Origin of the sequence: Streptomyces sp. LS1784 (genome assembly GCF_020103755.1) — a bacterium.
GTDB lineage: Bacteria > Actinomycetota > Actinomycetes > Streptomycetales > Streptomycetaceae > Kitasatospora.
Genome location: NZ_JAHSQD010000991.1, coordinates 1 through 1,759, shown reverse-complemented (window position 1 = coordinate 1,759; position 1,759 = coordinate 1). Strand labels below are relative to the sequence as shown.

The window sequence follows — 1,759 nt, the reverse complement described above, 5'->3', positions numbered from 1 at the left end:
GAGGAGGTACTGCACACCGCGGACGAGCGGATGTACGACGAGAAGCGGGCCAGGGGCGGGGCGGTGCGAACGCTCGCCGCGCGGGCTGAGCCGACGGACGGCCGCCGCGGGCCCGGGTCGGCCCGGGTCGGCCCTGGTCGGTCCGGGTTACCCGTGAGTTGTCAAGGGGTCTTTCCCCGCCGTCACAAACGACAGGTAGGGTTCCCGGTACGACAGCGTCCATGATCTGCGCCGCCCGCAGCCGGCGGCGCACCGGATGGGGGAGCAGACCACCGTGACGACCGCCGGCAGCAACGGAGTGCCCGAGGGCCAGGGGGGCGGTGCCCCGCAGGACGACGACCCGTTCGGCTACCTCTACCGCCCGGCCGACGGTTCCACCGGAGAGCCGGCCGAGCCGCAGCAGGGGGTCCCGCGCACGTCGTACAACCGCCCGATGGAGGTCGGGCGCGCGCAGTACGGCTATCCGCAGCGGGCGCCGCAACAGCAGCAGCCGTACGGCCAGCAGGGCATGCCGCCGCAGGGGTACCCGGGCGGTCAGCCGCAGGCCCCGTACGGCGGTCAGCCCGGCCCGCCGCAGCAGCCCGAGTACGGTGCCGCGCCCAGCCAGCAGACCCGCTACGCGGAGCACTCCCGGCCGCAGCCGGGGGAGGAGCCCCGCAGCAGCGGCCGCAGCCGGGGCGCGGTGATCGGCGCGGTGGCCGTGGTCGCGGCGATAGCGATCGGTGCCGGCATAGCGCTCTCCACCGGGGACCCGGACGGTGACAAGAGCGCCAAGGGCGGCACCGCGACCACCGCCCCGCCGGCCCCCACCACCCCGGTGCCGACGGCCACCACCGCGAGCGCAGCCCCCTCGGCGAGCGCGACCGCCATCTCCGGTCCGACGACCGTGGACGCGGGCCAGCTCCAGGGGCAGAACGCGCCGTCCGGCAACAGCGTCAAGGGCGCCAAGTCCGCCGACGGCAGCTACCTGACGCTCCAGCCGGGCGGTTCGGTGACCTGGACCGGTGAGATCGCCACGGCCGGGACGTACAAGCTGACCGTGCACTACAACTACTCGGGCGCGGACTTCAAGGGCGCGGTCGCGGTGAACGGCAAGGACTGGCCGAGCGGGGTGACCTACAAGATCTACGGCGCGCCCCCCAAGGACCAGACGTCCGCCTGGTTCAGCACCTGGATACTCCCGCAGTTCCAGGCCGGGCCGAACTCGGTGACCTTCACGGTGCCCTCCGGTCCGGTCCTGATCGACCAGATCACCATCGAGCCGGGCGGCTGAGCCCGCCCGCCCTCCGGACACACCACGGCCGCCCGTCCCCGCAGGGGGAGGGCGGCCGTCGGCGTTGCTCAGGCGGGTTCGACGGTGGGGAACGTGTCGCCGCCGAGGACCCAGCGGCCGTGGCGCATGACGGCGACCAGGTCGAAGGTGTCGGAGTCGACCACGACCAGGTCGGCGAGCTTGCCGGTCTCCAGCGAGCCGATCGAGTCGCTCAGGCCGAGCAGCCGGGCCGGGGTGGCGGACAGCGACTCGACGGTCTGGTTCAGGCTCAGCCCGTTGACGGTGACCGAGCGCTTGAACGCCACGTCCAGGGTGAGGGTGGAGCCGGCGATCGCGCCGCCCTCGACCAGCCGGGCCACGCCGTCCCTGACCTCGACCTGGAGCGGGCCGAGCGGGTAGAGGCCGTCGCCCATGCCGGCCGCGCCCATGGCGTCGGTGATCAGGGCGACCCGGTTCGCGCCGGCGGTGCCGTAGGCGAGGTCCAGC

Annotated in this window: 2 protein-coding genes; one reads left to right on the top strand and one right to left on the bottom strand. The window is 74.0% G+C overall.

What is annotated here, in order from left to right:
- Nucleotides 1-274 precede the first annotated feature (274 nt).
- Nucleotides 275-1,273, top strand: coding sequence for a hypothetical protein (locus KS423_RS44980; RefSeq protein WP_224285440.1), 999 nt, complete (start codon nt 275-277; stop codon nt 1,271-1,273).
- Nucleotides 1,274-1,341: 68 nt separating this feature from the next.
- Here the strand turns inward: KS423_RS44980 and KS423_RS44975 are convergent.
- The coding region (locus KS423_RS44975; RefSeq protein ID WP_224285439.1) for an amidohydrolase family protein at nt 1,342-1,759 on the bottom strand (418 nt) is incomplete at its 5' end.